This is a genomic window from Pseudoclavibacter sp. AY1H1, assembly GCF_002931055.1.
GTDB lineage: Bacteria > Actinomycetota > Actinomycetes > Actinomycetales > Microbacteriaceae > Pseudoclavibacter.
On the sequence record NZ_PSXX01000002.1, the window covers coordinates 319,502 to 335,608 of the forward strand.

13 protein-coding genes are annotated in these 16,107 nt (G+C 59.7%); 11 read left to right on the plus strand and 2 right to left on the minus strand.

The window, feature by feature from the left end; translation table 11 throughout:
• Positions 1-510 precede the first annotated feature (510 nt).
• The 4 genes from C5E05_RS05885 to C5E05_RS05895 all read left to right on the plus strand — a co-directional run bounded on the left by C5E05_RS05885 (position 511) and on the right by C5E05_RS05895 (position 6,045).
• Positions 511-2,691 (plus strand): helix-turn-helix transcriptional regulator, encoded by a 2,181-nt coding sequence (locus C5E05_RS05885; protein ID WP_258064778.1) that lies wholly within the window; start codon positions 511-513, stop codon positions 2,689-2,691.
• A gap of 495 nt (positions 2,692-3,186) precedes the next feature.
• Complete coding sequence (locus tag C5E05_RS05890; protein WP_146081046.1) at positions 3,187-3,690, plus strand: hypothetical protein; 504 nt, start codon at positions 3,187-3,189, stop codon at positions 3,688-3,690.
• A 977-nt stretch (positions 3,691-4,667) separates the two neighbouring features.
• On the plus strand, positions 4,668-4,979 hold the full coding sequence (locus C5E05_RS19775; protein WP_146081047.1) for a hypothetical protein: 312 nt from the start codon (positions 4,668-4,670) through the stop codon (positions 4,977-4,979).
• A 382-nt stretch (positions 4,980-5,361) separates the two neighbouring features.
• A complete protein-coding gene (locus C5E05_RS05895) occupies positions 5,362-6,045 on the plus strand; it encodes a DsbA family protein (RefSeq protein ID WP_181059407.1) in 684 nt (227 codons plus the stop codon).
• Between the two features lie 905 nt (positions 6,046-6,950).
• On the opposite strand, the gene C5E05_RS05900 is transcribed toward C5E05_RS05895, so the two are convergent.
• The gene (locus tag C5E05_RS05900) at positions 6,951-7,688 is read right to left on the minus strand and encodes an AraC family transcriptional regulator (RefSeq protein ID WP_219819491.1); all 738 of its coding nucleotides are present in this window, start codon (positions 7,686-7,688) and stop codon (positions 6,951-6,953) included.
• A gap of 154 nt (positions 7,689-7,842) precedes the next feature.
• On the opposite strand from C5E05_RS05900, the gene C5E05_RS05905 reads away from it, so the two are divergent.
• The 5 genes from C5E05_RS05905 to C5E05_RS05925 all read left to right on the plus strand — a co-directional run bounded on the left by C5E05_RS05905 (position 7,843) and on the right by C5E05_RS05925 (position 13,582).
• Positions 7,843-8,853 (plus strand): ABC transporter substrate-binding protein, encoded by a 1,011-nt coding sequence (locus C5E05_RS05905; protein WP_104341391.1) that lies wholly within the window; start codon positions 7,843-7,845, stop codon positions 8,851-8,853.
• A 31-nt stretch (positions 8,854-8,884) separates the two neighbouring features.
• Complete coding sequence (locus C5E05_RS05910) at positions 8,885-10,636, plus strand: siderophore-interacting protein (protein ID WP_181059409.1); 1,752 nt, start codon at positions 8,885-8,887, stop codon at positions 10,634-10,636.
• Complete coding sequence (locus C5E05_RS05915) at positions 10,633-11,667, plus strand: iron ABC transporter permease (protein ID WP_104341393.1); 1,035 nt, start codon at positions 10,633-10,635, stop codon at positions 11,665-11,667. Before C5E05_RS05910 ends, C5E05_RS05915 begins: the two co-directional genes overlap by 4 nt.
• A 131-nt stretch (positions 11,668-11,798) precedes the next feature.
• A complete protein-coding gene (locus C5E05_RS05920; protein ID WP_104341474.1) occupies positions 11,799-12,749 on the plus strand; it encodes an iron chelate uptake ABC transporter family permease subunit in 951 nt (316 codons plus the stop codon).
• Positions 12,746-13,582 carry an ABC transporter ATP-binding protein gene (locus tag C5E05_RS05925; RefSeq protein WP_219819492.1) on the plus strand — a complete coding sequence of 279 codons (837 nt, stop codon included), beginning with the start codon at positions 12,746-12,748 and terminating at the stop codon, positions 13,580-13,582. Before C5E05_RS05920 ends, C5E05_RS05925 begins: the two co-directional genes overlap by 4 nt.
• Here C5E05_RS05925 and C5E05_RS05930 read toward each other — a convergent pair.
• Entirely contained in the window at positions 13,579-14,196 is a 618-nt protein-coding gene (locus C5E05_RS05930; RefSeq protein WP_146081048.1) for a sigma factor-like helix-turn-helix DNA-binding protein, read from the minus strand. The genes C5E05_RS05925 and C5E05_RS05930 overlap by 4 nt on opposite strands.
• A gap of 51 nt (positions 14,197-14,247) precedes the next feature.
• On the opposite strand from C5E05_RS05930, the gene C5E05_RS19780 reads away from it, so the two are divergent.
• Together C5E05_RS19780 and C5E05_RS19785 are read left to right on the plus strand one after the other, a co-directional pair.
• Positions 14,248-14,961 (plus strand): hypothetical protein, encoded by a 714-nt coding sequence (locus C5E05_RS19780; RefSeq protein ID WP_146081049.1) that lies wholly within the window; start codon positions 14,248-14,250, stop codon positions 14,959-14,961.
• A 48-nt stretch (positions 14,962-15,009) separates the two neighbouring features.
• Positions 15,010-15,681 (plus strand): hypothetical protein, encoded by a 672-nt coding sequence (locus tag C5E05_RS19785; protein ID WP_146081050.1) that lies wholly within the window; start codon positions 15,010-15,012, stop codon positions 15,679-15,681.
• Positions 15,682-16,107 lie beyond the last annotated feature (426 nt).

The following is a 16,107-nucleotide window of genomic DNA, read 5'->3' on the forward strand; positions in this document are numbered from 1 at the left end:
TTCCCCGAGGTTGAGCACCAGCACTAGCGGGCTGGTGCTCAAGCTGACCCGCCTGTGAATACGGCCAGGCGGGTCAGTCTAATCTTCACTTTCCGACATCGTTGAAGAAACAGAGAAAAAGAATGGCCCTACAACTGCGTAATTCAACCGACGCATCTTCACACAGCTGGACCTTAGCACTGCTGACTACGGCTCCACAGAACCACACACACGGAACCCGCTCGCTCCGAAGCCAACACGGATGATCGGCAAATGACAAGAGAGTCCCGCGCTGGGCGTGAAGCAATGCAAAATGGCCCTACTCTAGAGCAAGAGATAGTCCGTCGCGCTAGGCTTTCGACAGGGGTCAGAGTCTATGGGGACAGGGGCACGGGAAGGCACCGCATAGCAGTTAAAATTGCTTCAGCGATATCTGGAGAAAGCAGTACCGTCAAAAAGCCCACGTATCTGCATATTCAGCCAGATACGAGAGGAGCGTTGCACATCCAAGGCTTCCAAACGCTGAGCAGGGTGTCGGTGCAAGTTGAGCCCCCGTACAAGGGCCTGCTCGAAGGCATTCGCGGCACAGTTGCCGCAATTAGTAACGACGCACGAATACCCATTCTTTTTGAGAACATCGATGTTCTCGATCATGGCACTCGCGTGAAGCTGGAAGCTTTTAGAGAAGCAGGCGTCTATCCGATCCACATTTGCCGACAAAAGAATGGCATTTTAGGCACATTCGAGGATTTACTCTCCATCAACCTCGGCAGAATATCCATGCGGGACATGGAGGCGCATCTTTCGGAAAAACACAACCTCGTGTTGGCACCGACCTCCCTAGAACATGTTCACCTCAATACTCAAGGGCGTCTGCAGTACGTAGACGACCTGGTCACGTCCCTCGTGGATCAGGGTCTACTAGTTTTGGGGTCTACAGCTTCGCACATAATTGAAATGAGCGGTTTCCATCCTGCAAGCCAGACGGTCCAGTGGGCACTAGACAGCCTAAATGAGCAGGCGCGTCACGCTTTGAGCCTGATTGCGTATCTCCGGGAGGCTCCAGTGGTGACCGCGATTGAAGCCCACGGCGCTGCTGCTGTCGAGCAGCTACTCACTACAGGATGGGTTCGGGCCGACGAACACGGAATATTGCGGTTCCCCTGCGAGTTCGAGCGAAGGACAGTGGCAGGGCTCAGCAATGTCGTTCGTCAAGTCGGCGCAGTCCGTACTGGTCTCGAGAGTTCCATAGTGACAGCGACCATGGCTGCCCAGCTTGTTCAACTCTCTTTGAAAGTCGGACTGAGGCTCCCGAACACTGTTCTAGAGGATGGGGTCCGCGAGATGTACATCCAAGGGGAATTCTCAATTCTCGCCAGTCTATGCGAAAGAATCGTGTCCGTCTACGGTCAGGGCGATGATTCGAAAGAAGCACTAAGTCAACAAATTTCTTATTGCATCGCTGCATCATGTCGAGCCGTGGGGATGAAAACAACCGCCAGTCGACTGGCCAAAGGGTTAAATCCAGAGAACATAGACGTTCATTCTGAGCTTCTGTCAAACTGGTTGGATTCGAGCAATTTCGAAGCACCTCGAGTGTCGGCCGTGAAAAGCACCCTCGACTCGGAACCAAACGATGAGGTCGTGGCGGATGGATATACGATTTATCGCCAGGCAAAGGAGTATTTCTTTACTGGCAGGTTCGATGAATCCTTCAATAGTGCGCAGCGCGCGCTTAAATTAACCAAATATACATCGACTCATGCGCTTCAACCCGATCTCGAGTATCTAATGGCATCGATCGAGGTCTTGCGCGGACGTTCACACAGTGCACTCAGGAGAGTCGGCTCCCTGGTCCTGCGTTCTCGACTCTCCGGAACGCACACGGGACTCCGATTCCGGTCCTTGCAGATTCTTATCCTGCTCGCAAAGTTGCGCGTGTCCGAGGCACGCACAGTGCTCGAGTGCTCGCGTCGGGAATGCGAAGCTCAAGTGTGCAGGCCAGAGCCCCCTGATCTGTATCAAATCTGCGAAATATTCATCGAGACAGTCGATGGTGAAATGACTAACGAGGAGGCGCTTACAGCCCTGTCATCGGTGAGCACCGATTCAACATTCTCAGGTCTCATCTCATCGTTTGTCCAGCACCTACTCTCCGACGGTGGTGCTGTGGATGCCCTGAAGCACGCCGTTGAAATTTGTCGCGAAATCCCATGGGTCCGTGATTCCTTGCCTGAATCTGTAAGAGATACCGTGTACATCAGTGAAGCAGGCAAGCTGCTGACCGAACAGGCTCGGGAATCGTCGAGAGCGAGGATATTTCCCCAGACCCTGCTGGAGACGATGGCTCTTTGTGGCTATTGCTCGCTGGCAGGCGGTGTCGCCAAAACAGCCAATTTCGACCTAATGCGCAACAGAATCGCAGAAATTGATTCGCGCACCTTAGGTAGTGCTGAAGATCCCGAGATGGATTCACTTAATCTATTGCGACAAAGGCTCCCACCGCGGCAGGTGGAAATCGCTCATCTGGCTTCCGCAGGCCTGACGAATCGTGAGATTTCTGATCGACTCGGACTCACAGTTCGGACTGTTGAGAACAACCTGTACCGCGCCTTCAGAGCTCTAGGTATCCGTTCTCGTGTCGAGATCAAAACGCTTCTCACATACGCGGAGCGCCCAGCTCCCCAAATCGACGAGTACCACAATCCTTAAAGGTTGCAGGCAGAATCGATTAAGCAGAGCATCGCTAGCCCCGATAGGACAACTAATCACGGTGGAGAGGGCTTGAGTGGTTTAGGCCCAAGGCCCTCATCCTTCGATGAGGACTGCAACACAGTGTGACAGGGGTATTCGTAGATCGCACAGCTCTGCACAAGAAGCCCCCCAGCGTACCTATTTGAGTCTTCACCGTAGGACTTAGGAGGACCCCCAGAGTCTCGAAGCCCCGCCGCACGCAAGGCCCTACGAGCGAGAAGAACCGGGGTTTGAGACATGCGTTTAAGTCCTTGCTCGACGCCGCTTGCCCCAGCCGAGCTCGTGACACATCCGCGTGGACTACTCATCCGGCAGCCGTTCATTACTCTGCGGCCAATAACAGGCACTCAAATGACGTATTCAAGCACTTCTAGCAGTTCCAGCGCACCTAGTGTTTAATCACACAGCGAATGCAAGAGGCAGTCGTTGTGCACTATCGAAAGAGGAGTACTTATGTCTAAGACAAGTAAGGTTGTTGGCGGATTCGTTACTGGCCTCATGGCTCTGTCCGTTGTTTTTGCGGGTGCTACGGCAGCTCAGGCTGCCACCCCACGCCCTGAGATTGCAGTTTCCACGTCTACAGGCGTCGGTGACCGCGGGTTCGTCGTGCAGAACGATGGCAACACGACCATTCCTGCGGGAACACAGTTCAAGTTCCACTCCAACAAGGCGCTAAGCGTGGGTCTGTTCGGTGACCAGCAGTTGAATGAAGATTGGAACATCGCTCTCGCCGGCTCTGGCTACGACGCGACTGTCATCCTCTATGAGCCTCTCCTGCCGGGTCAGTCCAAGAAGTTCCTGCTTTCAACCGTTGAGGTCTCGGCGTTCTCGCAGTACTCGCTTGAGCTGAGCGACCCCGACACGGCACTCATCGACACCAACTACTACAACAACAAGGCAGGCATGCGCTGCACCGTTGTCGTGTTCGGCCTTCCGGCCTGCAGCGCAACTCGCTAACTATAGAAAGAGCACCCATTGGGATCTCATGAAGCAGAGCCATTAGGACCGAATCGCCCGAAGCGGCGCCAAGTTCTCACTGGAATTGCATGGTCGATTCCGGTTATATCCGTAGTGGCGGTAGCACCCTTAGCTTCTGCCTCACAGGAAGAACCGGAAAACCCTTTCGTTCTTGAGGGCGGACCATGGATCGATGAGCGTGCCAGCGATGGTTGGATCGCGCAGGGTATCGTGTTCAATATGCGGGACTCTTCGGGAAATCCAGTCGTAAATGAGCCAGTACGTTTCTACTTGGAGTCAGACAACGGTCCATTCTTCCTGGTGGATGACGAGTCCTACGATGAGAACACGGCAGTGGCGAACCAGGACGGTCAACGTCGCGACCGAGAACTCTCGACGGACTCAAACGGTCAAATCCGCTTCAATGGTGAGGGCGTGAACTCGTTCCAAACCGGCTGGATCAGAAAAGGCCAATCGTCTGCGAATGAGACCAGTTCAACGCTCTACGCTGTCGACCCGAACTCAGGTAGGGTGTTGGCGAGCGTTGTATTGCGTCTCGGTGGCCAAGACCGAGGCATCAAGCCGGGGCGTTAAACGTCATCTTCTCTCATCAGGTTCTCCTATTGGAACGTTTCTTCTTCGGGGAGCATGGTGCCCGAGCATGGAATGTGACCATAAGAGTCGGCCATTCCGTGTAAGCTAGAGGCGTTACTGGGGGAACTTCGAGTGCTTCTCAGTAGCTTTCGTAGGGTTATTGAGAACAGGTGTCAGTTCTGGGGAGTCTGACACCGCCGTGGGATCTGACTGGTTTTTGACGAGTTAGATTCCACGGTTTCTCTGTTTCATGGAGCATGGGGCGGATCTGTTCGTTAGTGCGGCACTTTGCGGAAGAGTGGTCTGTCGGGCACGCGTCAGGCACCGTAGCCTGGCCCTCATTTGCAACAGTCGTTGTCGTACACGATGAGAAAGGAAGGCACATGACCTATCCATATCCCGTTATGCCGGACCCAGCGCTTCGAGCAGCCAACATAATCCTTGACACTGTCGTTGGTCAGACACCTGCAGCATCTGATGAAACAAACCGACGAGCATACGAGATTGCCACGGAACTACTCGGAGGACCGCATGCTGTCTCGTCGGCCAATATCGAAGTTCTCGACTTTTTCGGGGCCGCTGTAGTATGCAATGCATGGCTCGCTCACCAGCTAGCCGGGTATCAGCATGAGGATCTACCCGGCGTGATCAGCCAGCTTCGGGACTTCCTGCGCTCCGTGAGCGCCGCCGACTAAAATGTTGCTGACTCGATCCACCCCGGCACTGTTGGGTTCTTAGCCCGTACTAGGATTCAAAAGGAGTTAGAAATATGCTCCCGCACTTGCCCTTCACACCTGTTCTGCACCATTGAGATGACGTCGTCACGTGGCAATCAGCGGCCGCCGCAGACCAAGCTGGTTTATGCCACGTCTAAACAGGCGCAATCTCCGCGTTAACGCTGCCCTTCGTGGGCCCCTTGCAGCGACGCACAATTTGCCTATCGGCGATTGCGGCCGACCATACTTGGGTAGTAGGTCTGAAATTCGAACATCGCTCCGTCATCTTGAAGATCGCCTGCAAAGTTGACTTTCTCCCCAAAGACAGCAACACCCTCCCTGTGGATAGATGGAAAATTACATGATGAACTCAAGACACAAATTGACAATCGCTGCAACAATCCTGAGCTTGACCTTTCTGGTTTCGTGCTCGTCATCAAACTCTGACGCAGAGCTGACCAGTACTGACGGCAACGAGCGGATCAATGAGATAGCCCTGTTCGGTGACAGTCCGGCGACGTTGAGTCCGTCGATTGATGCTCCCGTAACGCTCGTGGAATTCGCTGATTACCAGTGTCCTCCTTGTGAAATGGTCTCCGAAGAGATGCTGGAGATGGCGCAGACTTACCCGGATGATCTGAGCGTGGTTATCAGGAACTTCCCCCTAAGTGAGATTCACCCAAACGCTCTGAGCGCGGCTAAAGCCGCCGAAGCCGCGCGGGCACAAGGTGAGTTCCGAGACATGTACAAGTCCCTATTTGAAGGGCAGGAGGTCTGGTCCGATCTGACCGCCGACCAGGCGGAGGAGATCTTCGAGGGATACGCCCTGGATCTGGGCTTGGACGTCGATAGGTTCCGTTCGGACTTTGCGAGCGCGAGCACGTCTGCCCTGATCGAAAGCGATATGGCCGACGGTTCGGAACTGGGAGTTGGTGGAACACCCACCCTATTCCTTGACGGCGAAAGGGTGAATCTTACGAGTATCGATGAGTTGGCTGTCATTGTTGATGCTGCCGTTCAGCGGTCTCGCAACGGCACTAAGTAGGGAGCAATATGACCGGCGCTCTCTCTACGCCCGGTCTCGAAGCGAGTCTTTGAGTATGGTGGCCACGCTGCACTGGGCGTGATTCCCAACTCTTCCGTTGGTACTCTGCGCCCGCGTTGACCGAGCCTGGTATGCACATCAGCAATACAGCACAGTACGATTAGTGACAGCCTAGCGATAGCTCCGGGTCTTCGGCGAGGATTCTCTCTATGTACGCAGCGGGTGTCAGAAACCGGTCGAATAGCGGCACTTGAAAGCCGCTACAGACGCCCGAACTTCCATGGGTAGTTCGACACAAACACCGGATGGTTATCTACATCCGCGAGGCCATCGTGCATCAGTAGCATCTTGCGTACTAGGACTAGTGTTGCCTCGTGAAAATCTCGTTCAAACAAATTTGGCGTTGAGGATGAAAGGGACAGGATGCACTAGCACGCGCTCGTCGATCCGGGTCGCACTTGCTCGCCGTTACCTGCGATGGCAGAAACGACGGTGGATTGATCTGCGACTGAGGTGGTGATGGCAGGTGCGTCCTCCGAGAAACGTCGAGGTGTCCTTCCTGCCAAAAACCGCGATCTCGATTCTGCATGCACACTTTTCGAGGCCCGCGCCGCTCCGTTGGTCTCGACTGCCGACGAGATGGTTTGCGTCTTGATACTCGGGCGCTTAGAGAAGACTCACCGTGCAGAGCCGGTTGACGCTCCCAGCGCTTTCAAGGCCCGGCCGTCCGAATGCACCGGACTTGCCGGGGGGTGAATTTACGCCCATAGCCGTGTCGACCGACCACAGCGACACTCCGCAAGCCGATTGATACTAGCGGCGTGGTGCGTGCCTGGTTTGCGACTTGTCCTGTTCCCGCCGCGAGGCGGCAACCGATCGGATATGTCTCAGGCCACTCACGCCGCCTACGTGGTCGAGCGGCCGAGAACACTCTGTAGATCAGCCTCTGACAACTCACGCTCAAGCGCCTTCATCAGGCCGGAACGTGTGAGATAGCCGCTCCCGCGCGCTACCTGGGCCAGCGGCTCACTGCCCCGGAGGCGTGCGATCGCTATGTTCAGCCGCGCCAACGAACGCCAGCGCTGGAAAGATAGACCCGTCTCCTCGAGAAAAACCCGTTGAATCTGGCGCACACTGATTTGCTCCGCCGTGGCCAGCTCGGCGAGTGTGCGCCCGGACGCAGCGGCCGCGCGGGCGATCCGCGCCGCCGTTGGGTGTCGCGGCAGCACGAGGACGAAGTGCGAGGCGACGAGTCCCTGCAGTGTGCGCCCGAGTGCCTCTCGCAACGGAATCACCTGGTCGCGCGTCTGGGGCGCCACGCCCAGGATCGTCATCATGAGTGTGCTGACCGCGGGTACAACCCCAAGCTTCAACACGGGCACAGGCGGTCCGTGTTCCGCATCGAGGAAGGGGCCGAGCACTAGGCTTCCCTCTCCGTATCTCGCAGCGTGGGGAACTCCAGCGGCTAGCCAGACTGACTCCTGCGCCCGGAGCGTCATGGAGACTTCGTCCACGGTGAGGTGCGCAATACCCACGGCGACGTAAATCAGATGCGGAACGTCGTGCGCATGGGTCGGATGGCCGAGAAATCGGATCACATGCTTCGGTTCGAGGTGCTGCAACCGCACGGTCGAGTCGTTCACGTTGCGCACCTGTCCTGACGTCGCCTGTCACCGATGTCGCACCGGTCACAGATCCATGTCGCCTCCGGATCACAGACGCCCATAACTAAGCCTACCCTTACCAGGGTTCATATTCCTAGCGGCGCCAAACGTCGCCCGACCTTAGGTGGCATACATGCTCTCGCGCTTTGCTTCATTCACGGCGTTTTCCGCTTTCGCCCTGGCGGCCAGCCTGTTCCTCACCGGCTGCGCAGCGCCGTCATCCACCCCGGCCGATACCGGGACGAGTGAGAGCGCCTCCTCCACCACGCGCGCCCTTACAACCGATCAGGGCGAGCTCACGATTCCGACCGACCCTCAGCGCGTGGTGCTGTTGAACTATGCCCTCGCGGGCTATCTCTACGACCTTGACGTACCGGTGACAGCGCTGACCGCGGAGGCTACCAACACCGAGGCGACCTTCTCCGAGTTCTGGGCGGACGAGGCTGAGTCCGCGGGCACCGAGTTCGTGTCCTGGAGCCCCGAGGGCTTCGACCTCGAAGCCATCCTGGCGCTGAAACCCGACCTAATCGTGGCGGGAGGCTTGGGGTATCCGCTCATGCTTGCTACCAAGGCGTACGACCAGCTGTCCGCCATCGCACCCACCGTCATCGTCCCAGGCGCCTTGACGGAATGGCAGCAACAGTACGAGTTCCTTGCCGAAGACGTCTTCGGCAAACCGCAGGTGTACGCAGACGCCTTGGCCACCTACGACGCGAAGATGGCGGAGGTGCGCGATTCGATAAGCCCACCAGCTGGCGAATCCGTTTTCCTGAGCTTCACAGCCGATCAGCGCCCCTTCGTTCTCATCGAGGATCGTGGCCTGCCGAAGATGTTCACCGACCTCGGCTTCCGTCCTGCGGGTCTGTTCGCCACCGGACACTTCGATCCCTACACTCCTGGCGGGGACTCCTTCGAGATCTCGACCGAGCAGGCCGGCCAGCTACTCACCCAGGAATCCCTCTTCGTCTTTGGTTTCAACGCGGAGACCGTCGACCTCGACACCCTTCGCCAGAACCCGGTGTACGCGGCACTGCCTGCCTTCCAGAACGATCAGTCGTATCAGTTCCCGTACTGGTCCCAGCGTGCGGATTTCGATGAGTCGATGTCGCTGCTGGACCTCATCCAGCAGCAGTTCCAAAAGTGAAAGGCCCAGAGGCACGCATGAGGAGCTATCGGTGAGCCCGCGATCTTTCGTCGCCCACCCTCTGGTGCTGCGCCGGCTAAGCGTGGTGCGGACCAGCGAGGTGACGCCTCGGATGTGCCGCATCACGCTCGGCGGTGAGCAGCTGGGTGCTTTCGAACGTGAAGGCATGTGCCATCCCCGGTTCGCGAGCCCGATGTTCGACGACCATGTGAAGCTGCTTTTTGCAACAGAGGGTCCGGTCGATGACGTGCTGCCCCACCAGCTCCCCCACGGGATCGAGTGGACCGTATCGGAGACGCGCGCGGGCCGGGACTACACGCTCCGGCATGTGCGCGAGGACGAACTCGACCTTGACTTCGTCCTGCATGCCGACAACCACGATGCCGGCCCCGCCGAAGCCTGGGCGCGCGCGGCACGCCCCGGGGACGAGGTGTGGTTCGTCGGCCCGAAGTCATCGAGCGTGATCCCGGACAACACGGACCGCGTCGTGCTGATCGGTGACGAGACAGCGCTGCCCGCCATCGGACGATTCTTCGAGGAGCGCCCGGTTGCAGTCCCAGTCCATGCCGTTGTCTTGGTGGGCGACGACGCGGCACGACAGGAGCTCGCGCTCCGGGCAGGCGATCGCCTCGAATGGGTGCTCGCTGAACCCGGCGATGCCGACGCGGTGGGCAGAGCGGTCACTTTGCTCGACGACGAAGCCTTTGCCGGTTCTCCGTATGTTTGGGCTGCGGCAGAATCGCGCGCACTGCTCCCGTTGCGCCGGGCGCTGAGCCGAGTACATCGAATTCCCAAGTCGCACCAGGACATCACCGGTTACTGGCATGCACGCACCAATGCACCTTCAACGATTCAAAACGTCGCCCGCGACGAAGCGACGCGGTGCGAGCCGGTGCCCTCCCCCACCGTCTGGTTCACCATCCGCGCCGCCCTGCGCCTGGGTGTGATCGATGCACTCGACAAGCGCGAATGCACCACGCACGAGCTGGCGAAACAACTACAGGTGCGTGCTGGCTCGCTGGACACGATCATCGCGGTGCTCGCTGCGCACGGACTGGTAAGGCAGCAAGCCGCGTCGGAAGGAAAGGACCTCACCCAGCCCCTCCACCTGACCGAGCTGGGGGCAGACTTGTGCGCGAACGAGCACGATCGTGAGCGGTTCGACGGACCGGAAGCCGATCAGCTAATTTCGCTCCGGAACCTCGACGCCGCGATCCGCGCGGACGACTCGGCCTGGCGACGCGAGTACGGCAGTTCGATGGCCCAACTCGCCGCCACCGATGAGCTGATGCGTGACGAGCTGTCCGAGCATGCGGAGGGTCTGACCTACCTGATGCCGGCGCTGCTTGAAGCAGCGCCTTGGTCACGCGATAGCACCTTGTCCGTCCACGGACCGGGGGCCGAGGTGGTGCGAAGAGCATTGCACGGTGCCGACCGCGCCATGTCGGTCCGCGTCATCGACACCGATGCGGACTCGCAGATTCACGCGCGCGCCCTCACTCACCGAACGGACGAGGAAGCGCTGGACTACCTCGCGGCGCTGTCCATGCCCGAACTCCTCCTGATCGAGCCGACGAAGGCGGATCTGCTGGATCCGCACGCGGCAGAGCATCAGCTGCTGCAGATGGCGATCACCGGCACCCCACCCCGCACCGCGACGCGCCTGATCGATCTGGCGGCACGCGCAGGATGGACAGCCACGAGTACGCATGAACTGGGCTGGGGCGTCACCTGCGTGGTGCTGCATGCCGGCGGCGAACACGCCACAACAGTTACAGCATGACCACGCAGACTCAGCTCAGCCCTCCCACCGTCCGATCGGCGACTGTTCGCGGTGTGGGGCTGTTCATCTCGACCTTCCTCCTTATCCTCGCTGCACTATTGAGCGTCGCGGTCGGCTCCGCCCTGCTCTCTCCCAACACCGTGTTGTCCGCACTGTTCACACCGGACGGGTCGGTGTCCCAGATCACGGTGACCGGCGTGCGCGTTCCACGCACCCTGCTCGGTATCGCCGTCGGAGTCGCCCTCGGTATCGCCGGCGCACTGATGCAGGCGCTCACGCGCAATCCGCTCGCCGATCCTGGACTGCTCGGCGTGAACGGTGGTGCCGCGCTCTCCGTGGCCATCGGCGTCACAGCATTCGGGTTGGTGCGGATCGCCGACTACGTCTGGTGGGCGTTCGGAGGAGCGGCAGTCGCCGCGATCCTCGTCTACGCGATCGCGGCCCGCTCGCGCGGTGGCATCACCCCGGTCCGGCTCACCCTGGTCGGCATGGCACTGAGCGCAGTCTTCCTCGGTTCCGCCACGCTCCTTACGCTCGTCGACCCGAGGACCTTCGATCGCATGCGGTTCTGGGGTGTCGGATCCATCACAGACCGCCCTGACGGCACCCTGCGGACGGTGCTGCCGTTCATAGTTGCGGGCGTGATCCTATCCATGCTCTGCGCGCGTGCGCTCAACGCGCTGGCACTCGGAGACGACGTCGCCAAATCGGTGGGCGTCCGCGTCGGGGTGATCAGATCCTTCGGCTTCATCGCAGTTGTCCTGCTGTGCGGCGCATCCACCGCGGCCGCTGGACCGATCGCATTCGTCGGCCTCATGATCCCGCACGCAGTGCGGAGGATCACCGGCCCAGACCAACGATGGATCCTCCCCTACGCCCTGCTGCTCGCCCCCACACTCGTCCTGCTATCCGACGTGGCGGGCCGGATCCTCGTCTGGCCGGCGGAGCTCCAGCTCGGCATCATGACGGCCCTCATCGGCGGACCAGTCCTCATCCTGCTCGTGCGCACATCGTCGCGGATCACGTGGTGAGGACTGAACCCGTGACTCCCTCTTCACCGATCGAGCCAACCTCCCGCAGTCACCTCTCCGAGCCGGTCGTGGTTCGCTGGGGCCGATTCAGCCGACGCCTGCAACGGCGAACGCTCATCGTCGCATTCATCATGATGCTGCTTGTGACCGCGCTGCTTGTCTTCGCCCTCACCGCCGGGAGTGGAGGAATCGAGCCGACATCGCTGCTGCACGCTCTCGCCCCGGACGCGACGGTATCCGAGCGGCTGGTGTTCGAATGGCGCGCGTCACGAGCACTCGCTGCGGCGCTCTTCGGCGCCTGTCTGGCCATCGGCGGCACAGTCTTCCAAACGCTCACACGCAATCCGCTGGGCAGCCCAGACATCATCGGGCTCAGCGCAGGTTCCTACGCCGGCGTGATCATCGTCATCATTCTCGGCGGCAGCGGTTTCCTGCCGTTCGCCGCTGGAGCGGTCAGCGGCGGTATCGTCGCGGCGGCATTCGTTTACCTCCTCGCGTTTCAGCGAGGCATACACGGATTCCGCCTGATCGTGGTCGGCCTTGCGCTCGGAGCCATCCTGCGCGCGCTCACCTCGTGGTTCAGCATCAAGGCCGACCTGGACGCCGCGCTCCAGGCAGCGATCTGGGACGCCGGTTCATTGAGTGGTATGACCTGGCCACTGCTCGCTCTGTCGACCGTCGTCGCCATGACACTCATGTTCACGTTGCCCGCAGCTTTCCGGCTCCTCCCACTGATCGAACTCGGAGATGAGGCGGCCTCCTCACTCGGCGTGCGCGTGGAACGCAGCAAACTACTGCTCATCTTCATCGGCGTGGGCTTCACCGCAGTAGTCACCGCAGCGACCGGGCCGATCTCCTTCATCGCGCTCGCTTCACCGCAGATCGCCCGACGCCTCTGCGGTGGGACGGCTCCGGCAAACATGCTCGCATCAGGCCTGGTCGGAGCGGTGCTTCTCAGCAGCGCGGATCTCATCGCGCAGCATCTCGTCCCAGGCGTCCACCTCCCGGTCGGCGGCGTGACCGTGGTGATCGGAGGACTGTACCTGGTATGGCTCATCACTCGAGAGGGAAAACGCACATGACCGAATCGACCCCGTGCGGAATCACCGCAAACAGCCTCACCGTCGGGTACGGACACCGACCGGTGATCGACCAGCTCGATGTGCACATCCCGCCGGCGACATTCACCGCGATCATTGGCCCGAACGCATGCGGCAAGTCGACACTGCTCCGAGCGCTCGCCCGCTTGCTTCCCGCGCGTTCCGGTCAGGTATTGCTTGACGGTGCAGACATCCGCGATCTGTCCGGCATGCAGCTGGCCCGTCGCCTCGCATTGCTCCCGCAATCACCCGTAACACCGGACGGCATCACCGTTGTCGACCTCGTCTCTAGGGGACGGTATGCGCACCAGAGCGTGCTTAGCCAATGGTCGCGCAACGACGCCCGAGCCGTACAAGCCGCTCTATCAGCCGCCGGCGTCGCAGAGCTCGCCCACCGGCATGTCGACGAACTCTCCGGGGGGCAACGCCAACGGGCGTGGATCGCCCTCGCGCTCGCGCAAGAGACCGACGTACTACTGCTCGACGAGCCGACAACCTTCCTCGACATCGCGCACCAGGTGGAGGTACTCGAACTCGCTGTGCGCCTGTGCGACGAAGGACGAACCGTCGTCGCCGTCCTCCACGAACTCGCGATGGCTGCGCGGTACGCCACGCACGTCATCGCCATGCGCGACGGACGAATCGTCGCCGAGGGGCCGCCACAGGACGTGGTGACCGCGGAGGTCATCCGAGAGGTTTTCGATCTGGATGCACAGGTGATCGAAGACCCCGAGACGGGCGCACCGGTAGTACTCCCGCGCGGGGTACATCGTGATTTGGCGAGCCCCTCGCGGAGACGGAGAGCCGTGCACTAGAACTCTGGTACCGAATACCCCTCAGCCAGGAGAGTGGCGCGGAGCAGGGACCTGCTCGAGACTTCGAACCCGAGCCCCTGCAATCGGCGACGCGCCAGTTTCAGGTGGGTCCGGACTGTCGCTGGGCTCAACCCCAAGAGCTCAGCGATCTGTTGTGTTGTTGGCGACGCTCTGCTCGCGAAGAGAGCGGCAATTTGCAGCTCACGATCCGTGAGAAGAGAAGCCGCCGAGGACGCGGAACCCCACGCGCTAGCAGGCGTGTCATCGATAAGGACGTCGAGCAGACTCGTGATGGTAGAGGCCTCCCGCGCCAAAACATGTGCAGCCCCTTCCTGCCGCAGGTTGTGGATCAGTCGAGACCGCGGGAAGTTAGCAACGACTACCACCTGAGTACCCAAGCGAGCGACCGCCCGAGTCTTGAGCAGGATCGGCACATGATCCCTGAACTCAGCACTCACGATCACGACGTCCGCAGCCAATGCTCGCTCCGCGGAGAATTCCATCCAGGAACGGCTATGTCGCCCCACAGCGAATTCGCGTCCCGATCTCTCGGACGCAATGGACAGCGCACCCCAGAGCAGGGGCGACTCGTCGACGACTTCAATGATCTTCACATGCGCTATTCTCACCCAACAAGTCCCCCACAGTTTACTTCAGGTGTTCCAATGAAGAGATACCCCATAAGCCAGACAGCAACAACCAGCCCGAACAAAACCCACTGGGCGATTCTCATGCAGAGCCGGATCGATGCGTCAGCCTTGGCGGCGATACTCCAGGACAAGTTCCCTCTCCTTGAGGATCCTCGACTCGTCACGACCCCCAATGAGGCAGACGAGAGAACTGTCGAATCGTTCGTGGTCGTCAGTGCCACTTTCGGCCTGAGTCAGCAGCTGCCACGCATAGTCCACAGCCTTAGTAGTCAAGGCAGCCGCGTGCTCCTACTCACAGACGGGCGCTCAACACACGACAACGCCGCAGCGAGTCTTGCGGGAGCGCGAGCCTCGTTCGACACCCGGCAGCCCCTTGGGTACCTACTCATGGCAGCCCACATGGCACTCAACGGGCACCACGAGACGCCTACCCAATCGAGCACACTGTGGACCTCTCCCAAGCCCATCCACCACATCCGACTCACAGTGACCGAACAGCGAGTGGTCGATGCGATCTTTCAACCAAATGCGACGCACGCGACCGTAGCCCACTTACTCGGGGTCAGCGTCCACACCGTCAACAACCACTTGGCGAATATCCGGGGAAAATTGGGTCAATTCCCCGTTCGAAACCTGCCTTCGCTCCGCTTCGCACTCGAGGAAGTTGGGCTCCTCGAGCCTTACCCCACATCTACTAGTAGATCCGCAACGCTGAGCCGCGACATGTGAAGACACGTGCTTACATTCCTTAAGCCAATTAACTTAAGGATTGTTTCAATGAATGATTCACGACCTTCAGAACCAATTTCGCGTCGGAAGATAGTTCAAGGTGCAGCCTGGTCAATCCCAGTAATCGCGACCGCCGTCGCAACTCCATACGCTGCAGCATCCGAGCGCTGGAATGTTGCGGTGACGCAAGGTTGCTTGATCGGTATCGCCGGACTCGATTTGCTTCCTGGTTTCCGAATTTCTGAGACGACGAACACCACTCCCCCCACAACCCTGACATTTACGCAGTCGATTGTGTACACGGGTTCATACAACTTCCTCTTCGCGGAGGCACCGCAACGCACTGCTGCACAAGCGATTGGCACGACGAACCTCGGCCTCTACTTCGTGGCAGGCATTGTCAGCTCACTCAGCAGCAACGCGTCGGCTACCTCTTTCAGCGGAAGCCTCGTGTCCTCCACGTACCAGGAGATCAGCCGCGGACCAAATGGCTTGGGTGGTACGCGCGTAGATTTCACGATGACTCGCTCGCGAACCATCACGGTTACCAACCTTGGCGCCAGCGGCGCTGCTGGCATCGGGTATCTCATCAGTGCCGGTGTGACGCTTCCCGGTGCATCCGTCAACAACATCCTGACGGCAAACCCGGGCTCAGGTGGCCTCATCACCACCGACAATTCGGCGATCCTCGACTGGGACCTGCTGAGCATTGGCTGCTGAAACCCCTCACGCACGAGCTTGAGCTTGAAGTGGCGAGCCCACGTGGAAACGAGATTGAGCTGAGTTGGCAGGATGAATCTGCCTCTCTCGATACTGGGATGCTGTCAGCAGTCAACTGCGCAGGTCTCTAAACGCCACCAGGCGAAGGGTGCCGGCCGCGAGGACGCTGGGGAGTCTCCTGCGCCTACCCTACAAACGAGACTGGGGATTCTCGCGCCTGGTTGGAACGCGGGGGTTCGCATCGCACGCCGATGCGAACCCCCGCTGTAAAAAACAAGGCCATGCTCTCACGTCATGCGGTTGAGCAAGCGGGACCAGGTGCTCTGCCTTTTCTCGGCATCGACTCCTCCGCACCGTTGGGCACGGTGCTCGGACACCACCAGTGCCTGCGTTGGGGCGTCCAAGTGGGCCCGGCGGACGAGCGAC